21 protein-coding genes are annotated in these 19207 nt (G+C 73.7%); 12 read left to right on the forward strand and 9 right to left on the reverse strand.

The annotated features are described in order from the left end of the window. Positions 1 to 2 precede the first annotated feature (2 nt). Complete coding sequence (locus tag OYE22_RS17965) at positions 3 to 1385, forward strand: aldehyde dehydrogenase family protein (RefSeq protein WP_277321361.1); 1383 nt, start codon at positions 3 to 5, stop codon at positions 1383 to 1385. A 144-nt stretch (positions 1386 to 1529) separates the two neighbouring features. Here OYE22_RS17965 and OYE22_RS17970 read toward each other — a convergent pair whose 3' ends face one another. The 5 genes from OYE22_RS17970 to rpmB form a co-directional block, all read right to left on the reverse strand. Next, the gene (locus OYE22_RS17970) at positions 1530 to 1985 is read right to left on the reverse strand and encodes a TerB family tellurite resistance protein (protein WP_277321362.1); all 456 of its coding nucleotides are present in this window, start codon (positions 1983 to 1985) and stop codon (positions 1530 to 1532) included. Between the two features lie 240 nt (positions 1986 to 2225). Continuing rightward, positions 2226 to 3254 (reverse strand): rod shape-determining protein, encoded by a 1029-nt coding sequence (locus OYE22_RS17975; protein WP_277321363.1) that lies wholly within the window; start codon positions 3252 to 3254, stop codon positions 2226 to 2228. Between the two features lie 218 nt (positions 3255 to 3472). Beyond that, positions 3473 to 5194: a bifunctional 3'-5' exonuclease/DNA polymerase gene (locus OYE22_RS17980; RefSeq protein ID WP_277321364.1), complete on the reverse strand. Its 1722-nt coding sequence runs from the start codon at positions 5192 to 5194 to the stop codon at positions 3473 to 3475. A 189-nt stretch (positions 5195 to 5383) separates the two neighbouring features. Further along, positions 5384 to 5689 carry a 30S ribosomal protein S14 gene (gene rpsN, locus OYE22_RS17985; RefSeq protein ID WP_277321365.1) on the reverse strand — a complete coding sequence of 102 codons (306 nt, stop codon included), beginning with the start codon at positions 5687 to 5689 and terminating at the stop codon, positions 5384 to 5386. Then, entirely contained in the window at positions 5689 to 5925 is a 237-nt protein-coding gene (gene rpmB / locus OYE22_RS17990) for a 50S ribosomal protein L28 (protein ID WP_277321366.1), read from the reverse strand. The genes rpsN and rpmB overlap by 1 nt, the downstream gene beginning before the upstream one ends. Positions 5926 to 6008: 83 nt before the next feature. Between rpmB and rpmG the strand changes: the two genes are divergently transcribed. The 5 genes from rpmG to OYE22_RS18015 all read left to right on the forward strand — a co-directional run bounded on the left by rpmG (position 6009) and on the right by OYE22_RS18015 (position 8643). After that, on the forward strand, positions 6009 to 6173 hold the full coding sequence (gene rpmG, locus OYE22_RS17995; RefSeq protein ID WP_176162525.1) for a 50S ribosomal protein L33: 165 nt from the start codon (positions 6009 to 6011) through the stop codon (positions 6171 to 6173). Positions 6174 to 6244: 71 nt separating this feature from the next. Then, on the forward strand, positions 6245 to 6499 hold the full coding sequence (locus OYE22_RS18000; protein ID WP_277321367.1) for a type B 50S ribosomal protein L31: 255 nt from the start codon (positions 6245 to 6247) through the stop codon (positions 6497 to 6499). Beyond that, positions 6499 to 7719 carry a GTP-binding protein gene (locus OYE22_RS18005; RefSeq protein ID WP_277321368.1) on the forward strand — a complete coding sequence of 407 codons (1221 nt, stop codon included), beginning with the start codon at positions 6499 to 6501 and terminating at the stop codon, positions 7717 to 7719. Before OYE22_RS18000 ends, OYE22_RS18005 begins: the two co-directional genes overlap by 1 nt. Positions 7720 to 8062: 343 nt before the next feature. Beyond that, positions 8063 to 8299: a 30S ribosomal protein S18 gene (rpsR, locus tag OYE22_RS18010; RefSeq protein ID WP_176162522.1), complete on the forward strand. Its 237-nt coding sequence runs from the start codon at positions 8063 to 8065 to the stop codon at positions 8297 to 8299. A gap of 104 nt (positions 8300 to 8403) precedes the next feature. Continuing rightward, positions 8404 to 8643 (forward strand): DUF397 domain-containing protein, encoded by a 240-nt coding sequence (locus OYE22_RS18015; RefSeq protein ID WP_176162521.1) that lies wholly within the window; start codon positions 8404 to 8406, stop codon positions 8641 to 8643. Between the two features lie 957 nt (positions 8644 to 9600). Here the strand turns inward: OYE22_RS18015 and OYE22_RS18020 are convergent. Next, positions 9601 to 10170: an ATP-binding protein gene (locus tag OYE22_RS18020; protein ID WP_277321369.1), complete on the reverse strand. Its 570-nt coding sequence runs from the start codon at positions 10168 to 10170 to the stop codon at positions 9601 to 9603. Between the two features lie 305 nt (positions 10171 to 10475). Between OYE22_RS18020 and OYE22_RS18025 the strand changes: the two genes are divergently transcribed. The 3 genes from OYE22_RS18025 to OYE22_RS18035 all read left to right on the forward strand — a co-directional run bounded on the left by OYE22_RS18025 (position 10476) and on the right by OYE22_RS18035 (position 13736). After that, positions 10476 to 11339 (forward strand): helix-turn-helix transcriptional regulator, encoded by an 864-nt coding sequence (locus tag OYE22_RS18025; protein WP_277321370.1) that lies wholly within the window; start codon positions 10476 to 10478, stop codon positions 11337 to 11339. An 86-nt stretch (positions 11340 to 11425) separates the two neighbouring features. Next, on the forward strand, positions 11426 to 12883 hold the full coding sequence (locus OYE22_RS18030; RefSeq protein ID WP_277321371.1) for an aldehyde dehydrogenase family protein: 1458 nt from the start codon (positions 11426 to 11428) through the stop codon (positions 12881 to 12883). Positions 12884 to 13184: 301 nt separating this feature from the next. Continuing rightward, positions 13185 to 13736 carry a DinB family protein gene (locus tag OYE22_RS18035; RefSeq protein ID WP_277321372.1) on the forward strand — a complete coding sequence of 184 codons (552 nt, stop codon included), beginning with the start codon at positions 13185 to 13187 and terminating at the stop codon, positions 13734 to 13736. Between the two features lie 90 nt (positions 13737 to 13826). Here the strand turns inward: OYE22_RS18035 and OYE22_RS18040 are convergent, their stop codons facing one another. Then, entirely contained in the window at positions 13827 to 14624 is a 798-nt protein-coding gene (locus OYE22_RS18040) for a VOC family protein (RefSeq protein ID WP_277321373.1), read from the reverse strand. Positions 14625 to 14743: 119 nt separating this feature from the next. Between OYE22_RS18040 and OYE22_RS18045 the strand changes: the two genes are divergently transcribed. The 3 genes from OYE22_RS18045 to OYE22_RS18055 all read left to right on the forward strand — a co-directional run bounded on the left by OYE22_RS18045 (position 14744) and on the right by OYE22_RS18055 (position 17469). Continuing rightward, positions 14744 to 15406 (forward strand): PadR family transcriptional regulator, encoded by a 663-nt coding sequence (locus OYE22_RS18045; protein ID WP_277324185.1) that lies wholly within the window; start codon positions 14744 to 14746, stop codon positions 15404 to 15406. Between the two features lie 156 nt (positions 15407 to 15562). Continuing rightward, on the forward strand, positions 15563 to 16606 hold the full coding sequence (locus tag OYE22_RS18050; protein ID WP_277321374.1) for an ATP-binding cassette domain-containing protein: 1044 nt from the start codon (positions 15563 to 15565) through the stop codon (positions 16604 to 16606). A gap of 50 nt (positions 16607 to 16656) precedes the next feature. Further along, entirely contained in the window at positions 16657 to 17469 is an 813-nt protein-coding gene (locus OYE22_RS18055) for an ABC transporter permease (protein ID WP_277324186.1), read from the forward strand. Between the two features lie 96 nt (positions 17470 to 17565). On the opposite strand, the gene wrbA is transcribed toward OYE22_RS18055, so the two are convergent. Both wrbA and OYE22_RS18065 read right to left on the reverse strand, forming a co-directional pair. Then, entirely contained in the window at positions 17566 to 18186 is a 621-nt protein-coding gene (wrbA, locus tag OYE22_RS18060) for an NAD(P)H:quinone oxidoreductase (RefSeq protein WP_277321375.1), read from the reverse strand. Between the two features lie 216 nt (positions 18187 to 18402). Continuing rightward, a complete protein-coding gene (locus OYE22_RS18065) occupies positions 18403 to 19023 on the reverse strand; it encodes an amino acid transporter (RefSeq protein ID WP_277321376.1) in 621 nt (206 codons plus the stop codon). Positions 19024 to 19207 lie beyond the last annotated feature (184 nt).

Below are 19207 nucleotides of genomic sequence, written 5' to 3' on the forward strand. Positions count from 1 at the left end.
CCGTGTCCGAGGCCCCGGAACTGATCCACCTCGACGCCCTCGGCCCGAACGGGCCCTACCGCTCGCAGGCCAGGGAGACCGTCCACGACGTCACCGGCCACCCGGTCGCGGAGCTGACCCTGGTGCCCCGGCTGTACGTACGGCGCGCCCTGGCGGCGTTGCGGCGGGCGCGGCCACTGCCGGTGGCCGAGCGGACGGCGGCGCTGGCCGAGGCCGGCCGGCTGTTCGGCTCCGCCACCGTCAACGGCCTGACCGCCCAGGAGTACGAGCACGCCGTCAGCCGGGTCAGCGGCCTGCCGATCGCGGTCGTACGCGAGGCGACCCGGGCCGTCGCGACGGGCCTGGCCGGCGCGTACGGCTTCGCCGGCCAGGCCAGGCCGCGCGGCAGCCGGGACGCGTCGTACGGCACCAGCAACGCGGTGTGGATCCGGCGGGGTGACGTGCTCGCCGTGCTGGCCGCCGGCAACCACCCCGGCATCCACGAGCAGTGGGCGGAGGCGCTGGCCCTCGGCTACCGCGTCGCCGTCCGCCCCTCGCGGCGCGAGCCGCTCAGCGCGCACCGGCTGGTCTCCGCGCTGCACGCGGCGGGGTTCGGTACGGACCGCGTCGTCCTGCTGCCCAGCGACCACGGCGTCGCCGACGACCTGGTCACCGGCGCCGACCTGGCCATGGTGTACGGCGGGGACGCGGTGGTGGACGCGTACCGCGCGAGCACGACCGTGCTGCCGCACGGGCCGGGCCGGGCCAAGATCCTCGTCACGGCGGACGCCGACGTCCAGCGCCACCTGGAGACGATCGTCGCCTCGGTCGGCGAACAGGCCGGCGCGGCCTGTGTGAACGCCACGGCCGTCTTCGTCGAGGGCGACCCGGAGCCGGTGGCGCGGGCCATCGCCGAGCGGCTGGCGGACCTGCCGTCCCTTGCGCCGGAGTCCCCGGCGGCCGTCCTGCCGGTGCGGCGGGTGGACGCGGCGCGCGACCTGGAGAAGTTCCTGTACGCCGAGGCCGCGGACGCCACGGCGTGGCTCGGCGGCGACACCGTGGTCGACGAACTCGGCGACGGCTCGGCGGTGCTGCGCCCGGCGGTGTTCCAACTGCCCCACGCGAACGCGCCGCAGGCCCGGATCGAGCTGCCGTTCCCGTGCGTGTGGGTCGCGCCGTGGGGCCGGGAGGACGGGGTGGGCCCGCTACGGGACACGATCGTGCTCACGGCCCTCACCTCCGACCAGGAGCTGGTCGCCCGCCTGCTGGAGGAGCCCACCATCCGCAACCTGCACGTCGGCGACCACCCGACGCACGTCCTGGTGCCGGGGCTGCCGCACGACGGCTACCTCGGCGACTTCCTGATGCGCAGCAAGACGTACACGCACCGGCCGCCGGTGCCGTAGCCGGCGCGAAAGCACGCGCGCCCGCCGCCGCGCAGGGCCCCTCGGGGCGCGTGCGCGGTGGCGGGCACGGTACGGACCGGGCGCGCGCACGCGCCAGCGGCGCGGGCGCGCCACCGAGCGCGCCGAACGTGCCGGCGGGAGACCTCAGAGGTCGAACTCCGAGGGGTCGATGCCCACCGCGAAGCACGCCTCGCGGACCATGCCCTGCTCCGTCTTGTCGAAGTCGCCGTCGGCACCGCCGATGACGATGCCGATCTGGAGCACGGCACGCGCCTCGACCGGCTTCTTCTGCACCTTGCCGATCGTCTGCAACACGCCGACCTTGCCCATCGCGAAGTCGCGGGTCAACTGGTTGACGTACTCGTCGAAGCGCCGCTGGAGGTCGTCGGCGGGGAAGTTCTGCAACACGTCGTTCGAGGCGATCAGGGCCGCCACGCGCTGCCGCTCGGCCGGGTCGACGGAACCGTCCGCCGCGGCCACCAGCGCGCACATCGCCATGCTGGCGTCGCGGAACGCCCCGCTCTTGAGCTCGGTCTTCTTGGCCTGCAACTGCGTCTGCATCGTCTGGGCGGAGTCCTTCAACCGGTCCCACAGGGCCATGACTGTCTCCTTGCGCGCTACGCATCGGGGCTTGAACCACCCAGACAACCACCGAGCGCCCCTCGGAAGTTCCCGGTGCGCCGTGTGTGGCCTATGCCCCCGGGTGGCGCCGCCCCGCGCCCCGCGCGCGCCCGACCCGACCCGGAGCCCCGCCACGGCGGGCCGCCGCGAGGCCCGCGGCACAGGGGCATAGAGGCACAGGGGCACAGGGGCACCCGATGGCTCAGCGGCTGGGCTACCTCAGCGGCTCAGCGGCCCGAGCGGAAGCGGCTGGACCTTGCCCTCCAGGAGGGCGCCCAGGCCCTCGACGGCGCACAGGTCGGGCCGGTCGGCGACGTGCGTGTGCATGCCGGTGCCCTGGGCGAGCAGTTCGTCCAGGCCGGTCAGGCGCGCACTGCCGCCCGCGAGGACCACGCCCCGGTCGGCGAGGTCGGCCACCAGGTCGGGCGGGCAGCGCCTGAGCACGGCCCGCATGGCGTCCAGTACGCCGGTGAGCGGCGAGCGCACGATGGCCCGTACGTCGGCGGCGTCCACGTGGACGGACTTGGCGAGCCCGGTGGTCACGTCCCTGCCGTGCACCTCGGCGCCCCCGACGGCCGGGTCGGCACCACGCAGCACCTCGTGCAACGGGTGCCCGCTCTGGCCGGGCAGCAGCAGCTCGTGGCGGGTCCGCAGGTGCTCGACCACGGCCCGGTCGATGATGTCGCCGCCCACCGGGATCTTCTCCGCGGCCACGATCGCGCCCATCGACAGCACCGCGATGTGCGTGGTCGTCGCGCCGCAGACGACGATCATCGTGGCCTCGGGGCGCTCCACCGGCAGCCCGCACCCCACGGCCGCGGCGATCAGCGTGTCCACCAGCTCGACCCGGCGCGCGCCGAGCCCGGCCAGCGTCTCGGCCGCGGCGCGCCGGGCCAGCGGGTCGGCGTCGTGCGAGACGCAGACGGCGGCCCGCAGCAGCGGCTTGCGCCGCCAGGCACGGCGCACCTTGTCCCCGACGAAGAACCGCAGCATGCGCTGGGCGATGTCGATGTCGACGACGGTGCCGCCGCTGACCGGCCGCACCACGCGGATGTGCCCGGGGGTGCGGCCCGTCATCCGCTCGGCCAGCGAGCCGACGGCGATGAGCGAGCCGGTGCGGGTGTTCACCGCGGCGACGGTCGGCTGGTTGACGATGAGCCCGGTCTCCTTGAGGTAGACCCGGGTCCGGGCGGCGCCGAGATCGACGGCCACCGAACAGCGGCACAGTTGCTCAAGGCTGAGGCTCACGAGGCACTCCCTTTATCCCACTCGCCCGGGCGACACCGGAGCCGCCCGCCCGGCGGCCCCACGCTCATCGTCCGAGCCCCCGGCCAGCGGCGCGCGCTGGACTACGCCGCCCGCATGACCCCCCCATCACCCGCGCCCGCCGACGCCCACGAGCCGAGCCCCGGGCCGCGCCTCTCGCGGTGCCCCGGTACGCGCCCGCGCCCCCCCGGGTGCCCGCCTCACTCCTTCGCGTCCGCGTAGCACGTCACCACGGACGGGGTCAGCGGGAAGCGGACCGGGGTGGTGCCGAAGGCTATGGTGCCCGCGAGGTCGGCCGCGGCCTGGATGGCCTCGGTGACCTGGGCCGCCTCCTCCTGTGGGCAGTGCACGATCACCTCGTCGTGCTGGAAGAACACCAACTCGGCCTGGAGCGTGGACAGTTCGCGTCGGAGCGCGGCGAGCATCAGCAGGGCCCAGTCCGCCGCGCTGCCCTGCACGACGAAGTTGCGCGTGAACCGCCCACGGGCCCGCGCCCGCGCGCCGACCCCGTACGCCCCCGTGGAACCCGCGGCCCCCTCGGTCCCCGCGCCCTCCGGCGGTGCGCTCTCCTCCGCCTGCGGCAGCCCCGCCTCGTCCGCCCCGGCGTCGGATCCGTGCGAGGCGGCGGGGCAGGTACGCCCCAGCCAGGTGCGCACCAGGCGGCCCTCCTCGCCGGCGCGGGCCGCCTCGTCCACGTAGGCGACCGCGGCCGGGAAGCGGCGGCGCAGGTCGGCGAGGTGTTTGAGGGCGTCGCCCGAGGTCTGCCCGTAGATCGCGCCGAGCAGGGCCAGCTTGGCCTGCGCGCGGTCGCCGGCGAAGGCCCGGTCGGACAGCGCCGCGTACAGGTCGCGCGCGCCGCCCGCGACCTCCATCAGCCCACGGTCCCGCGAGATGGCGGCGAGCACGCGCGGCTCCATCTGCTCCGCGTCGGCCACCACCAGCCGCCACCCCGGGTCGGCGATCACCGCGCGCCGCACCACCTTGGGGATCTGGAGCGCGCCCCCGCCGTTGGTGGTCCAGCGCCCGGAGACCGTGCCGCCCGGCAGGTACTCGGGCCTGAACCGCCCGTCGCGTACCCAGGACTGGAGCCAGGACCAGCCGTGCGCGGTGTAGAGCCGGTAGAGCTTCTTGTACCGCAACAGCGGCTCCACCGCCGGGTGGTCGATCTCCCGCAGCTCCCACGCGCGCGTCGAGCCGATCCGTATGTCGGCCCGCGCGAACGCCCGGACGATGTCGGCGGGCAGGTCGGGCCGCACCCGGCTGCCGAACGCGCGCGAGATCTCGTCCGCCAGCTCGGTCAGCCGCCGCGGCTCCTGGCCCCCCGCGTACCGCTCGCCCAGCAGCTCGGCCAGCACCTGCCGGTGAACGTCGGCCCGCCAGGGCACGCCGGCCCGCCGCATCTCGGCGGCGACGAGCATGCCGGCCGACTCGGCCGTGATGAGCAGCCGCATCCGCTCCGGCCGCTCGACGGCCGCCGTGCGCTCCACCTGGTCGGCGTAGACCGCGAGCAGCGCCTCCAGCGGGTCGGTGCCGGGCGGCAACGGCGGCGGGCCCGCCTCGAACAGCGACGGCTGCGTGTCGGCCGTACGCACCGGGGGGTCCTCCGGCACCGGCAGCCCGCGCAGCCGCGCCCACGCCGAGGCCAGCGAACGCGGCTGCCGCCCCCACTGGCCCGCGTACCCGAGCAGCAGCGTCTCGGCGACCTCCACGTCGTAACACCGCTCGACCCGCACGCCCGCGGCGAGCAGGCGGCCGTACACCTCGGCGGTGGACCGCCACACCCACCGCGTCACCTCGGGCCGCTCGCGCACCGCGGACACCAGGTCACGCGCCTGGTGGACCGGCCCGCTCGGCCGGCCCGCGTCATCGAGCGGGCAGAGGCGCACACCCCCGTCGTCCGCCTCTGCCACCGCCCATCTCATGCCACGAAGTCTTCCAGGGGGGTCTGACAATCCCGTGGCCGAAACCGGAACCGCTTACGCCGATTGACGCCCGGCCCGTGCCTTTCCGTATCCCGACGGGTTGGACCCGGGGCCTGGGGCCGGCCTCGCCGCCCCCGGGCGCCGAGGCCGCGCGCCCCGGGGGTGTCGTCCCCCGGGGCGCGGGCCCGGTCACCAGCTCGACTTGCGCACCCCCGGCAGGTAGCCCGCGTGGGCCTGTTCGCGCAGGTTGACCCGGGACAGGCCGAAGGCGCGCAGGTAGCCGCGCGGGCGGCCGTCGACGCTGTCCCGGTTGCGGACCCGGGTGGCGCTCGCGTCGCGCGGCTGGCGGTCCAGCTCCCGCCGCGCGGCGCGGCGCTCCTCGTCGGGGGTGCGCGGGTCGCGGATCACGGCCTTGAGGGCCGCGCGCCGCACCGCGTACCGCGCGACGACCAGCCGCCGCCGCTCGTTCTTGGCGATCTTGCTCTGCTTGGCCATCAGACCTTCCCTCCTCGGGCACGGACGCGGGCCACGGCGGCCTCGATGCCCAGCGCGTCCACCGTCTTGATCCCCTTGGCGCTCAGCGTGAGCCGCACGAAGCGCCGCTCGCTCGGCAGCCAGTAGCGCTTGCGCTGGATGTTGGGGTCGAAGCGGCGGGGCGTGCGCCGGTGCGAGTGCGAGATGGAGCGGCCGAACGCGGGCGCGCGGCCCGTCAACTGGCAGTGCGCCGACATGGCAGGTCGCCTCCTCGGACAGGGCCGGAACCGGGCTCGGTCGGCCTAATGAAAATGGAAACCATTTCTGTATAGTAGCCGCCATGGCCCGAAACGAACTACGCCCGGTGATCAAACTGCGCTCCACCGCCGGCACCGGCTTCACCTACGTGACGCGCAAGAACCGCCGGAACGACCCCGACCGGCTCCAGCTCCGGAAGTACGACCCGCTCGTCAGGCGGCACGTCACCTTCCGGGAAGAGCGCTGACCCGCCCCCGACCGCCCAACACCCCCATCCGCCATCCATCGCGGAAACCCGCAGACCCAGGAGCCCCCGCCATGAAGCCCGGCATCCACCCCCCGTACCACCCGGTGGTCTTCCGTGACCGCGCGGCCGACTACGCCTTCCTCACCCGGTCCACGGCCACCAGCGACAGGACCATCGACTGGCCGGACGGCAACACGTACCCCGTCATCGACGTCGAGATCTCCTCGGCGAGCCACCCCTTCTACACCGGCACCGCGCGCGTCCTGGACACCGCCGGCCGGGTGGAGCGGTTCGAGCGCCGGTACGGCGGGCGGGGGGCCCGCTGATGGGCCGGGACGCGCTGACCGTCGCGGTCGTCGCCGGGCTGCACGCGGACGCGCGCCGCGCGACCGTCGAGCGCCTCCTGCGCGCCGTGCCCGGCAGCGTCGCCGTCCACCACGACCTGGCGACGGCCGGCGACGGCGCGGTGCGCCGCACGGTGCGCGACCACCGGGAGACGCTGGAGCGGGACGCGGTGCCCATGGTCAACGACTGCGCGTGCTGCGCGCTCCGCGCCGACCTGGTGCCGACGTTGGAGCGGCTGGCCGCGGGTGGCTGGTTCTCGCTGGCCGTCGTGGAGCTGTGGGACTCGGTCGAGCCGCAGTCGGTGGCGGAGGCCGTGGCCGCGGCCTCGGCCCAGGCGGCGCCGGACCAGCCCGGGCTGCGCCTTGGCGGCGTGCTCACGGCCGTCGACCCCGCGCTCGTCGTGCCGTACCTGGCCTGCGGCGACGACCTGGCGCAGGCCGGCCTCGCGGTGGCGGAGTCCGACCAGCGGACGGTGGGGGACACCTGGGCGCGACAGGTGGAGTACCCGTCCGTGCTGGTCCTGGCGCCCGGCGACCCGGACGCCGAGGGCGCGGCGGCGGTGGACGCGCCCGAGGACCTGGCGGCGGAGGAGTCGACCGGCCGGGCGCTCGTGGCCCAACTGCACCCGACGGCCCGCCTGGTGCCGGTCGACGCGGTGGGCGAACTCGCGGCGGCGGCGCTCGCCGCCTTCGACGTGGACGCGGCGGCCGGCCGGCAGCACCCGGCGTGCGCGCTGCTGCCACAGGAGGCGGACGCGGACGGGGTCGCCACCCTGGTCTGGCGCCGGACGCGCCCCTTCCACCCGGGGCGGCTCTACGCCGCCCTGGAGGACCTGACCTGCGCGGCGGCCCGCAGTCGCGGCCGGTTCTGGCTCGCGGACCGGCCGGACACGCTGCTCTCGTGGGACGCGGCGGGCGGAGCGCTGTGTGTGGAGAGTGCCGGTCCGTGGCTGGCCGGGCTGCCGGACGCGGCCTGGGAGTTGGTGCCACCGGTGCGCCGGGTGGCCGCCGCGCTCGACTGGCACCCCGAACACGGGGACCGGGCCCAGCACCTGACGTTCACCTCGCCCGGCCTCGACCGGGACGGGCTGGTCGCGCTCCTTGAGTCGTGTCTGCTGACGGACGCGGAATACGCGGCGGGCCACACGGCTTGGCGTTCCCTGTCGGGCGCGTTCGACGAACTCCTCGACCCCGTTCTCTGAATTCGCTCTCGTTTACCCGCGATTCACGTACCCATGCCGGTGATACGCGTCTCAGCGAGGACCTCCATTCACATCCGCATGTGAATGCGACTGCACCGAGCGTGCCCGTCTCCGTGCCCACCGTGCTGGACTTAGCGATTCCGGCCCGAGCCGCCCCGCGCGGCACCCCGCGATATCCGCGTGTCCCATGAGAACGCGTACGCCGACTCCCCGGTACGTGGCGCCACCACGCGGAGTACGCGACCCCGTACTCGGCCGCACGGATCGCTACCTTCCGCGCCCTTCCGCGCGCTCCCGCATCGCTGAATTCGCCCGAACTCTCCCGAAAGGACCGCTCTTTCCCATGGCTCGCTCCGCGCAGCTCCGCAAAAACCTGAAGCCCAAGCCCAACCCCTTGGACGTGCTCGGCGTCTCGTATATCGACTACAAGAACACCGACCTGCTCCGTAAGTTCATTTCCGATCGTGGCAAGATCCGTAGTCGCCGGGTGACGCGCGTCTCCGCCCAGCAGCAGCGGCAGTTGGCGCGGGCGATCAAGAACGCCCGCGAGATGGCGTTGTTGCCTTACGCCGCGCGGTGATCATTCGGGTACGCCGCGTGCACGTGCATCCGCTCATGCAGCAGCAGATGAACGGGACTATGATCCGGGGTAGTTGACGACTGCAATCACCCACGGAGAGTTCTGTGCACCACGCGTATAACGGCATGGCGGCGACGGACCTCCCGGGGGTCGCCTGGCAGAAGAGCAGGCACAGCAATTCACAGGGTTCCTGCGTTGAATTCGCGAGACTGCCGGGCGGAAACGTCGCCGTCCGCAATTCCCGCTATCCGGACGGTCCGGTGCTCGTCTACACGCCAGCGGAGATCGAGGCCATGCTGCTGGGCGTGAAGGACGGGGAGTTTGACCACCTGGTGGGTGATTGACCCCTATCGCGCTGAGCCGGTCGCGGCGCTGACCGGCCCCGGCCCGGGGCCGGTGAATGCCCATCGGGCGGCGGAATCCCGGGATTCGCCCGGGCGAACCGGTCGGCGGCGCGGCCCGTTCGCGGCATTTCCGGCGCGCGTCCGGCGATTGCCGGGGCGACTCGGCGGGCCTCCGCGCGCTGGCCGACGGCCCGCGCCGGCCCGCGACCGTCCCACCCATGACCGCCGAGCGGCCCCGGCGCCGGCCCCGCACCAGCTCGCGAACCGGTGCCGGCCGGGGGGCGCGGCGCGGCGCGGTTCGGGGCCGGCCGGGCTGGCCGGCCCCGGGGAACCGGGCGCGGCGTAGCCCGTACTGGTGCGGTTGGGGTGGGGGCGGTAGACGCCTGGAGGGAGCCGGCCCGACGGGGCGCGCGGACGCCGGGCCCTCGTCGGGTCCCGGCTTCTCTCCGCCGCGCGTCCACGCGCGGTGGACGGCGTCGAAGGGGCCCGCGTGCGAGGCCGTCGGGCTCGTGGGCGCGGTGCGTTGGCGCCGCTTCGGGTCGCCCTATGGGGTGATGGCGCCGTTGGAGCGTCAGCCGGTCGGGGGACAGGCCCCGCCCCGGCCGTCCCGCGCGCGGCCCGACTCCGGCCGCTCAGCCGCCCCCGTGGCCCGGCACGGACCGCACGGGGCTTCCGTAGTCATATGCGCCAACCTCGCGGCCCCGCCGCGTTGTCCGCCGCGCTCCCCGCCGGGACCGCGCGGGGGCGCGCGGTGGCGCGACGGCCAGACCCGTACGCCCGGCAGGACCCCGCCCCCGCGAGGACCCGTCCGCCAAGACTCCGCCCCGCGAGGACCCGCCCGGCAAGCCCCTCCCGTCAGGCCCCGCCCCGGCGGGGTGGTGCCGGGCAGGCGGACGGCCCCGCACCGTTGGTTCGGGGCGCGGGGCGCGGGGCGGTGGCGGGCGGCGGTCGCGGGGGTCAGCCCTCGGCGCGGGGCAGTTGGAACAGGGCCCAGACGACCTTGCCGCGCAGCGTGCCGGCCAGCGGGTGCCAGCCCCAGCTGTCGCTGAACGACTCGACCAGGTAGAGCCCGCGACCGGACTCGGCCGCCCCGTTCAGCTCGGGGAACAGGGCCGTGTCACCGGTGACCGGGCTGACCTCGCTCGGGTCGCGCACCGCGCACACCAGCCGCGAGGTCCAGCGCATCAGGTGCAGCCGCACGGCCGGTTCGGCAACGGCCATGGGGCCGCCCCCGTTCCCGGCCCCATGGCCTGCTTCTGGGCGGGACCCGACGCTCTCGCGGTCCTCGCCGGGCAGCGCGTGCCGCAACGCGTTGGTGACCAGCTCCGACACGACCAGTGCCACGTCGTCGAAGAGCTGGGTCAGGTCCCAGCCGTGCAGGGTGGCGCGGGTGAACTCGCGAGCGCCTCTGACGGCGTCGTAGCGGGCTGCCAGCGCGCAGGACGCGGAGTTGGAGAGCGCCGAGGGGTCGATGGGAGGTAGGCCCTGCCATAACGGCTCGACCATGGTCGATCCCTTGATCCCCATGCGAGGCACTCCTGGCATTCGTGGCCGTGACGACCCTGGCTGGATCTGCAAACAGCGTGCACGTGCGCGAGTTCCAGGATTCCCAATGTCCGGACCAGATGCAAGGGCAGATGCACGTGCACGTGGCCGGTTTGCTCCGAACTGGGCTCGTTGGCGGGGAATTCTTCTCAAGGTCACTTGCGTCCATCTCACATCTGGGTAATGAGATGCGCACTCAACGGAGCCTGGAAGTGGCAGACTTCGCGGCCGAGGGTCCGTGGGGGCGTGCCCGGGCGGGTACGGAACGTACAGGGAGGGTCACGGAAATGGCCACAGTTGAGTCGAGTGGATCGGTAGTGCGCCGCATCCTCCTGGGCTCTCAGCTCCGACGGCTCCGCGAATCGCGTGGCATCACGCGTGAGGCGGCTGGTTATTCGATCCGTGCTTCCGAGTCCAAGATCAGCCGCATGGAGTTGGGCAGGGTGAGCTTCAAGGCACGAGACATCGAGGACCTGCTCACGCTCTACGGGGTCGCGGACGAGGCGGAACGTTCGGCGCTGCTCGGACTCGCCCGGGAGGCCAATGTGGCGGGTTGGTGGCACAGCTACGGCGACGTACTGCCCGGCTGGTTCCAGACGTACGTCGGCCTTGAGGGCGCCGCTTCCCATATCGGCGTCTACGAGGTGCAGTTCGTTCACGGCCTGCTGCAGACCGAGGACTACGCGCACGCCGTCGTCGCCCGGGGCCAGCGCGACGCGTGCGCGAGCGAGGTGGACCGGCGGGTGGCGCTCCGCCTTGAGCGGCAGAAGCTGCTGGTCTCCGAGCGGGCCCCGGAGTTCCACGCCGTACTGGACGAGGCGGCGCTGCACCGGCCGTACGGTGACGCGGCGGTGATGCGCGCCCAACTGCGGCACCTGCTCGAGGTGTCCGAGCAGCCGAACGTCACGCTCCAGGTCATGCCGTTCAGCTTCGGTGGCCATTCCGGCGAGAGCGGGGCCTTCACGATGCTGCGCTTTCCGGAACCCGACCTGCCGGACATCGTTTATCTGGAACAACTCACCAGCGCGCTCTACCTCGACAAGCGCGAGGAGGTCACGCAATACGAGCGGGCGATGGAACGGCTGCGGTCGGACAGCTTGTCTCCGGCCAAATCCCGGGATTTGCTGAGGGCCCGTCTCCAATTGCTGTGAGCTCTCACTACGATGACGGACCATCAGGAGACCCCGCCCAGCCCCCGGGTGGCCAGCCGCCTCCCGGCCTTCAGATAAGGGATGGCATGTCCTACTTCTCCGAGTTGGCCTATCAGTACATCGACGGTGAGTGGCGGGTCGGGAGCGGCTCGTGGGACATCGTGGACTTCGATCCGTACAACGGGGAGAAGCTCGCCTCGATCACCATCGCCACGGTCGAGGAGATCGACCAGGCGTACCGCGCCGCCGAACGGGCGCAGCGCGGATGGGCCGAGCTCAACCCGTACGCCAGGCGGCAGGTGTTCGAGCGGGCGCTGCGCATCGTCGAGGACCGTGAGGCCGAGATCGCCGAGGCGATCACGGCGGAGGTCGGTGGCACGCAGGCCAAGGCCGGGTTCGAACTCCACATCGTGAAGGAGTTCCTGCGCGAGGCCATCCAGCTCGCGCTGCGGCCCGAGGGGCGCATCCTGCCCTCGCCCATCGACGGCAAGGAGAACCGCGTCTACCGGGAGCCGGTCGGCGTGGTCGGCGTCGTCAGCCCCTTCAACTTCCCCTTCCTGCTGTCGATCAAGTCGGTGGCGGCGGCCATAGCGCTCGGCAACGCGGTCGTGCTCAAGCCGCACCAGAACACCCCGGTGTGCGGTGGCGCGCTGGTCGCCAAGGTCTTCGAGGACGCCGGGCTGCCGGCCGGCGTGCTCAACGTCGTCATCACGGACATCGCCGAGATCGGTGACGCGCTCATCGAGCACCCGGTGCCCAAGGTGATCTCCTTCACCGGCTCCGACAAGGTCGGCCGGCACGTGGCCACCGTCGCCGCGGCCGGCTTCAAGCGCACCGTGCTGGAGCTCGGCGGCGACAGCGCGATGATCGTGCTGGACGACGCGGACGTCGACTACGCGGTGGACGCCGCCGTTGTCAGCCGCTTCGCGCACCAGGGGCAGATCTGTATGGCCGCCAACCGGGTGCTCGTGGACCGCTCCATCGAGCGCGAGTTCACCGAGAAGTTCGTCGCCCGGGTCAAGGCCCTCAAGGTCGGCGACCCGCGCGACCCCGAGACCCACATCGGCCCGCTGATCAACGAGGGCCAGGCCGAGGCGATCGGCGGCATGGTGGAGCAGATCGTCGCCGACGGCGCGACCGCCCTGGTGCGCGGCACCGTCGAGGGCACGATGGTCAGCCCGACCGTGCTCACCGACGTCAACACCGACTCGTCGGTGTACGGGCAGGAGTTCTTCGGCCCCGTGGTGATGCTGATCCCCTTCGACGGCGAGGAGGAGGCGCTGCGCATCGCCAACGAGACCAGCTACGGGCTGAGCGGCGCCGTGCACACCGGCGACATCGAGCGCGGCGTGCGGCTGGCCCGCAAGGTGCGTACCGGGATGATCCACGTCAACGACGGCACCGTGCACGACGAGCCGATCGTCCCGTTCGGCGGCGAGAAGTCCTCCGGTGTGGGGCGGTTGAACGGCGAGGCGATGGTGGACTGCTTCACCACCACGAAGTGGATCTCCATCCAGCACGGCCGCACCAACTTCCCCTTCTGACCCGCCCCGGCGCGCCGGCCCCGACCCGCACCGCCCGCGCCCGACGGCCCCACCCGCATCCCCCGCCCCGCCCGGACCCCGGTCCCGGCGGGGCTGTCGCGTTCCGTGGGTGTGGGTGTGGGCGTGGGTGGGCGGCCGGTGCGTGAGGGGGGAGGGCCGGCCGGGGGACGGTTGGCGAGGCGTTCCGGGACGCGTCCGCTTGCGGACAGAACCTGTCCGCGAGGCTGCGTAGCGTGTTCTTCAGCGAGGCCGGGGGAACGCGCCGGCCCCATCGGAGAGCCCCACCGGAGAGGCGGACCCCATGCCCACTTTCGTAGACGCCGAGCCCCGCGGCGACGAGCGCGCCGCGCTGCTGAACTACCTCGCCGCCCAGCGCGGCGGCATCCGGCGGGCCCTGCTCGGGCTCACCGACGAGCAGGCGACCCAGAAGCCGACGGTGAGCGAGCTGTCGCTGTTCGGCCTGCTCAAGCACGTGGCCGAGGTGGAGCAGGGCTGGATCATGGGCACGCTCGCCGGGCGCCCGGAGGAGACCGTGCGGCGGACGTACGAGACCTGGCACGAGTCCTTCGAGCGGGTCGGTGAGGAGACGGTGGCCGGCCTGCTCGCGTACTACGAGAAGGTCGCCCGGCAGACCGAGGAGTACGTCAACTCGCTGCCTGACCTGGACGTCGTCGTCACGCTGCCGGAGGCGCCCTGGTACCCGCAGGACCGGGACCGCTCCGCGCGCTGGATTCTGCTGACCATGATCCAGGAGGTGGCCCGGCACGCGGGGCACGCGGACATCATCCGGGAGGCCATCGACGGGAAGACCGCGTTCGTGCTGGTGGACGAGGCGGGGGACGGCGCGGTGTGAGCCGCGCGCCCGCACCGGGCGGCCCCGTACCCCTCGCGTACGGGGCGCCCGCCCGCGCCGGGGCGAGCCCGGCCGGTCACCGGGGGCGAACTAGGCCGGCCCTGCGCCCGGTTCGTCGCCCAGTTCCTCGCGCAGTTCGGCGGACCGGCGCAGCGCGTCGCGCACGCCGGCCCGTTCCTCGGCCGTGAGCGTGACGCCGTCGGCCCGGCGGAGCAGCTCCGCGCCCCGCTCCGGCTCGTCCAGCCGGATCGCGAGGTCGGCGCGGAGCACCAGCGCGGCCACCCACTCCGGCGCCGTCGGACGCTCGCCGGCCGCGTCGGCGCCCGGCTCCTCGGCCGCCTCGGCGCCCGGCTCGTCGGGCACGTTGGCCTCGGCCCTGGCCAGCGCCCGGTCGAGCACGCGGGCCGCCTGCCGGTGGTCGCCCTTCGCGTCGCCGAGCAGCGCCGCCAGGTGCAGCGCGCGGGCGAATTCCCCGTCCGGCCGCGGCCCGTGCTCCAGGCTCTCGCCGGTCGGCTGGCCGATCCGCAGGCAGTTGCCGCCGGGGTCGGTCACCAGGAACTGCCGCACGCCGTACGTGGTGTCCCGCAGCGGCCCGATCCTCGGGATGCCGCGTGTGGGCACCCTGCCGTACGCCGCCCGCAGGCCGGCGCGGAACGCCGCGTGCAACGCGTCCACGGCGTCGGTGGAGATCAGGCAGGTGCTGTAGGAGGTGGCCGGGTCGTGCCGGCGCATCCCGAAGAAGTGCAGGGATATCGCCCCGCGTTGGACCACCGCGTACGGGTTGGGGCTGGTCTGCTCGAAGGTGGTCTCGAAGCCGATGGCGCGGTAGAAGTCGAGCGTTTCCGGGATCGAGCGGCACGGGAACACGGGCGTGGTCGTCTCCGTCATGGCGGCGAGCTTGTCAGTCAGAAGCGCCACTAGTCAAAATTGAGTAGCTCTCCGGCGGCCGTCTAATCTTGGTGTTGACAAGCGGGCGTGTGTGTGGCGTGGAGATGGGGTGGCGGGCGATGTCGGCGATGCGGTTGCTGGTGCTCGGGGCGGTGCGGCAGCACGGGCGCGCGCACGGCTACATGGTGCGCAACGACCTGGAGTTCTGGGGCGCGCACGAGTGGTCCAACGCCAAGCCCGGGTCGATCTACCACGCGCTCAAGCAGATGGCCAAGCAGGGCCTGCTGTTCGCCCACGACGTCGCGCCGAGCACGGCGGGCGGCCCGCCGCGCACCGAGTACGAGCTGACCGACAAGGGGGAGGAGGTCTTCTTCGCCCTGCTCAGGGAGGCGCTGTCGAGCTGGAACCCCAAGCTCGACGTGCTCAGCGCGGGCGTCGGGTTCATCGTGGACCTGCCGCGCGACGAGGCGATCGCCCTCCTGCGGCAGCGCCTGAAGGGCCTGGAGGACTGGCACGAGACGGTGACGGACGCGTACGTGCCGGACGAGGGCGCCGAGTCGATCGGGCACATCGCGGAGATCATGGAGCTGTGGCTGTCCGCCGTGGACAGCGGTACGGCCTGGACGCGCGCCCTGATCGAGCGGCTTGAGGGCGGCGCGTACGTCATGGCGGGCGAGGGTGAGCCGTTCCGGGCCGTGCTCCCGGAGGGCGTCGAGAACCCGTACGGCACGGTCCCGCACCCGGGTGACGCGGCGGCGGGCGGGCCGCGGCGCGAGGAGTAGCCGCCGGCCGGTCCTTGGGGCAGGCGGGGTCGCGGGTCGAGTAATCAAGTTTGACTAACCGCGTGGGCGGGCAGTACCTTCTGCGCTCCTAGTCAAACTTGACTACTGGATCGCGGGGCGGTGGCGTCCCGCGGTCGGCGGCTGGAGGGGAAGGCATTGGCTGACCACGATCACGCGATCGTCGTCGAGGGGTTGGAGAAGCGGTACGGCAAGCACCGGGCCCTGGACGGCCTCGACCTGGTGGTGCCGCGCGGCACCGTACGCGGCGTGCTCGGCCCGAACGGCGCCGGCAAGACGACCAGCGTGCGGGTGCTCGCGACGCTGCTGCGGGCCGACGCCGGGCGGGCCCGCGTCGCCGGGTTCGACGTGGCGACCCACCCCGACGAGGTGCGGTACCGGATCGGGCTGCTCGGGCAACACGCGGCGGTGGACGAGGAGCTGAGCGGATTCCAGAACCTGGAGATGTTCGGCAGGCTCTACCACCTCGGGGCCGGCCGGGCCCGGCGGCGGGCGGGCGAACTCCTTGAGCAGTTCGGCCTGGCCGAGACCGGCAAGAAGGCCATCAAGCAGTACAGCGGCGGCATGCGGCGCCGGCTCGACCTCGCGGCCGGGCTCATTATGCGCCCTCAGGTCCTCTTCCTGGACGAGCCCACCACCGGGCTCGATCCTCGGGGGCGGCGCGAGGTGTGGAACGCGGTGCGCTCGCTGGTCGGCGACGGCACGACGGTGCTGCTCACCACCCAGTACCTGGAGGAGGCCGACCAGCTCGCCGACCGCATCACGGTCGTCGACCACGGCCGCGCCATCGCCGAGGGCACCGCGGACGAGCTGAAGTCGACCATCGGCGGGGACCGGATCGACGTGGTGCTGCACCACGCGGAGGACCTCCCGGCCGCCGCGTCCGTCCTCGGCATGGCGGCGCGCGCGAACGGCGTCGAGACCGACGAGGACGCGCTGCGCGTCAGCGCCCCCGTCGCGGACCGGGTGGCGGCGCTGACCGAGACCGTACGGGCGCTGGCCGCGGCCGGCATCGAGGCCAGGGACATCGCGCTGCGCCGCCCCACCCTCGACGAGGTCTTCCTGCACCTGACGGGTGCGCGCCCGGACGGGGAGGGCTCCCGGACGGAGCTGGCCGGCGCCCCGGCGGGGGCCGCGGCGGGCGAGCGGGGCGTACGGAACGAAGGGGAGGCGGCGGAATGACGGCGACGGCGACGGACGCGCGAGGGACGGACGTGGGGGAGCTGTCCGTGATGGCGCGGCCCACGGGGCTGGCGGGGCGGCTCGGCTGGGCGCTGACCGACTCCTGGACGATGACCCGGCGCGAGCTGGCCCACTGGGCCCGGCAGCCGGTGCGACTCGTGGTGGGACTGGTCTTCCCGGTGATGATGCTGGTGATGTTCGCGTACTTCATCGGCGGCGGCATGCACGTCGCCGGGGGAGGGGACTACAAGGAGTTCCTGTTCCCCGGGATGCTCGCGCTGACCATGGCCTTCGGCATCGAGTCCACGATGGTCTCGGTCACCACGGACCTCAACAAGGGCGTGCTCGACCGCTTCCGGGCGATGCCGATGAGCAGGTGGGCGGTGCTCGTCGGGCGCAGCGCGGCCGACATGATCGAGTCGCTGGTCAGCGTGTTGGTGCTGCTGGTGGCGGGGCTGTTGATGGGCTGGCGCTGGCACGGCGGGTTCGCCGCCGGGCTCGCGGCGATCGGGCTGCTGCTCCTGCTGCGCTTCGCGATGCTCTGGGTGGGGATCTACCTGGGCATGGCCGCGGGCAAGCCGGAGCTGGTGCAGGCGGTGCAGATCCTGGTCTGGCCCGTCGGCTTCCTGTCCAACGCGTTCACCTCGGCCGACACGATGCCGGACTGGCTGGGCGCGATCGCGGAGTGGAACCCGATGTCCGCCACCGCGACCACCGTCCGCGACCTGTTCGACAACCCCGGCTGGGGCGGCGACTCCTGGGCCGTCGACCACGCGGGCCTGCTGGCCGTCGTCTGGCCGCTGGCGCTGATCGTGGTGTTCGCCCCGCTGGCCGTGCGGCGCTACCAGCGCCTCGGCGGCTAGCGCCGGCCGGAGCCGGTCAGCGCCCTGTCGCGGCCGGTGCGGCTGGTGCGACCGGTGCGGCCGGGCCCGGGTTCGGGTCCGGCCGCACCGCGCGGGTCACGCCGCGAGGCCCTGCTTGATCGCCCGGGTGAAGCGGACCACGCGCTCGGCCTGGACGCGGGCCGCCGTGCGGGCGTTGTCGTCGATGGGCGTCTCCGGGCCACCGACGTGCGAGGTGCCGTACGGGTTGCCGTCCACGAACTTCGACGGGTCGGTGTAGCCGGGGGCGATCAGGATGCCGCCGAAGTGGTGGATGGTGTTGTAGAGCGCGAGCAGCGTGGACTCCTGGCCGCCGTGCGTGGTGGCCGACGAGGTGAAGCCGCTGTAGACCTTGTCGGCCAGCTTGCCCTGCTGCCACAGGCCGCCGAGCGTGTCGATGAACTGCTTGAGCTGCGAGGTGACGTTGCCGTACCGGGTGGGCGAGCCGAAGATCACCGCGTCGGCCCAGATCATGTCGTCACCGGTCGCCTCGGGGATGTCGGCGGTCGCGTCCGCGTGCGCGGCCCACGCCGGGTTGGACTCGATGGCCGCGCGCGGGGCCAGCTCGGTCGCCCGGCGCAACCGCACCTCGGCGCCGGCCCGCTCCGCGCTGTCGGCGATCTCCTTCGCGAGCGCGTGGACCGTGCCGGTCGACGAGTAGTAGATGACGGCGACGTTCACGGATGCGGGTGTGCTCATGGCGTACTGCTCCCTCGGGTCTGCTCTCCCTTGCCGCGAGTAGACAATACGGGCATAACGCCGCATGGGCTCGCTGCTGCGCGCGGTGGGCGACATGTGGCGGGCGTACGGCTGACCCGGGCCGGGCCCGCCGTGAGACCGAACCGGCTGGGCCCTTCCGTCATGTCGCCGCCGTCACCGCTGTCGCCACCGTCGCCGCTGTCGCCGTCGCCGTCGTCACCGCTGGGTCGCCGCGAGTCGGGCGCGCCACGGGTGGGCCGGGCGGGTGCGGGCGATGGCGCGGGAGAGCCACGCCCGTTGGGGCGGGGTCAGGTGCGGTAGCGCGGCGGCGAAGTCCCGCTCGTCCTTGGGGCGCGGCGCGGCGGCCTTGTAGTAGAGCTGCGCCTCGGGGGTGAGGTACGGGACGCCGGTCGGGGTGCGGCGGCCGAGCGCCGCCAGCGGCAGGCGTACCCCGGGATCGCGCCGGGAGATCCACGTCTCGCCCACCGCCTCGTCGAGCATGAGCTGCACGCGCCAGGGCTCCGCCGGACCCGGCCGGCACCACACGTCGTGGACCGAGGCGGGCAGCGGTTCGCCCGGCGCCCAGCGGCGCAGCGTGCCCGGCGGGTCGGCGGCCCACCACTCCCAGCCGGCCAGTGCGCGCTGCGCCGCGAGCTGGTCCCGGCGCAGCAGCAGGACGTCGATGTCGGCGTGGTCCCGGACGGCGTGCCCGGCCGCCAGCTCGATGGCGTACCCGCCGGCGATCCACCACGGCGTCGACGCGCCGGCGAACCGGCGCGCGACCACCGCCGGCGTCTCCGGCTCCCACGGGCCCCACGGGGTCTCGGTCCGCACCATGGCCCCATCCTCGCGCGGGCCGGGCGATCCCGGCGTGGGCCCGGGCCGTTTCCGGCGCGGGGCTGGGCCGAGCCTCGCGCGGGGCCGGCCCGCGCGGGCGTGCGCCCCCGGCTGGCTGGGACGAGGCCGTCGGGGCCGGCCGGGGCGGCGCGGGACGGCGCGCGGCCGGTGACGGCCTATCGTG

It is taken from the genome of Streptomyces sp. 71268 (genome assembly GCF_029392895.1).
In the GTDB taxonomy this organism is placed as follows: Bacteria; Actinomycetota; Actinomycetes; order Streptomycetales; family Streptomycetaceae; genus Streptomyces.

Bases quoted from the DNA above. Each gene is read 5' to 3' on its own strand.
- OYE22_RS17970 (WP_277321362.1), bottom strand. From the start codon at position 1,985: ATGGCCCTGTGGGACCGGTTGAAGGACTCCGCCCAGACGATGCAGACG.
- OYE22_RS17980 (WP_277321364.1), bottom strand. From the start codon at position 5,194: ATGAGATGGGCGGTGGCAGAGGCGGACGACGGGGGTGTGCGCCTCTGC.
- rpsN (WP_277321365.1), bottom strand. From the start codon at position 5,689: ATGGCCAAGCAGAGCAAGATCGCCAAGAACGAGCGGCGGCGGCTGGTC.
- rpmB (WP_277321366.1), bottom strand. From the start codon at position 5,925: ATGTCGGCGCACTGCCAGTTGACGGGCCGCGCGCCCGCGTTCGGCCGC.
- rpmG (WP_176162525.1), top strand. From the start codon at position 6,009: ATGGCCCGAAACGAACTACGCCCGGTGATCAAACTGCGCTCCACCGCC.
- OYE22_RS18000 (WP_277321367.1), top strand. From the start codon at position 6,245: ATGAAGCCCGGCATCCACCCCCCGTACCACCCGGTGGTCTTCCGTGAC.
- OYE22_RS18005 (WP_277321368.1), top strand. From the start codon at position 6,499: ATGGGCCGGGACGCGCTGACCGTCGCGGTCGTCGCCGGGCTGCACGCG.
- rpsR (WP_176162522.1), top strand. From the start codon at position 8,063: ATGGCTCGCTCCGCGCAGCTCCGCAAAAACCTGAAGCCCAAGCCCAAC.
- OYE22_RS18020 (WP_277321369.1), bottom strand. From the start codon at position 10,170: ATGGGGATCAAGGGATCGACCATGGTCGAGCCGTTATGGCAGGGCCTA.
- OYE22_RS18025 (WP_277321370.1), top strand. From the start codon at position 10,476: ATGGCCACAGTTGAGTCGAGTGGATCGGTAGTGCGCCGCATCCTCCTG.
- OYE22_RS18030 (WP_277321371.1), top strand. From the start codon at position 11,426: ATGTCCTACTTCTCCGAGTTGGCCTATCAGTACATCGACGGTGAGTGG.
- OYE22_RS18035 (WP_277321372.1), top strand. From the start codon at position 13,185: ATGCCCACTTTCGTAGACGCCGAGCCCCGCGGCGACGAGCGCGCCGCG.
- OYE22_RS18040 (WP_277321373.1), bottom strand. From the start codon at position 14,624: ATGACGGAGACGACCACGCCCGTGTTCCCGTGCCGCTCGATCCCGGAA.
- OYE22_RS18045 (WP_277324185.1), top strand. From the start codon at position 14,744: ATGTCGGCGATGCGGTTGCTGGTGCTCGGGGCGGTGCGGCAGCACGGG.
- OYE22_RS18055 (WP_277324186.1), top strand. From the start codon at position 16,657: ATGGCGCGGCCCACGGGGCTGGCGGGGCGGCTCGGCTGGGCGCTGACC.
- wrbA (WP_277321375.1), bottom strand. From the start codon at position 18,186: ATGAGCACACCCGCATCCGTGAACGTCGCCGTCATCTACTACTCGTCG.
- OYE22_RS18065 (WP_277321376.1), bottom strand. From the start codon at position 19,023: ATGGTGCGGACCGAGACCCCGTGGGGCCCGTGGGAGCCGGAGACGCCG.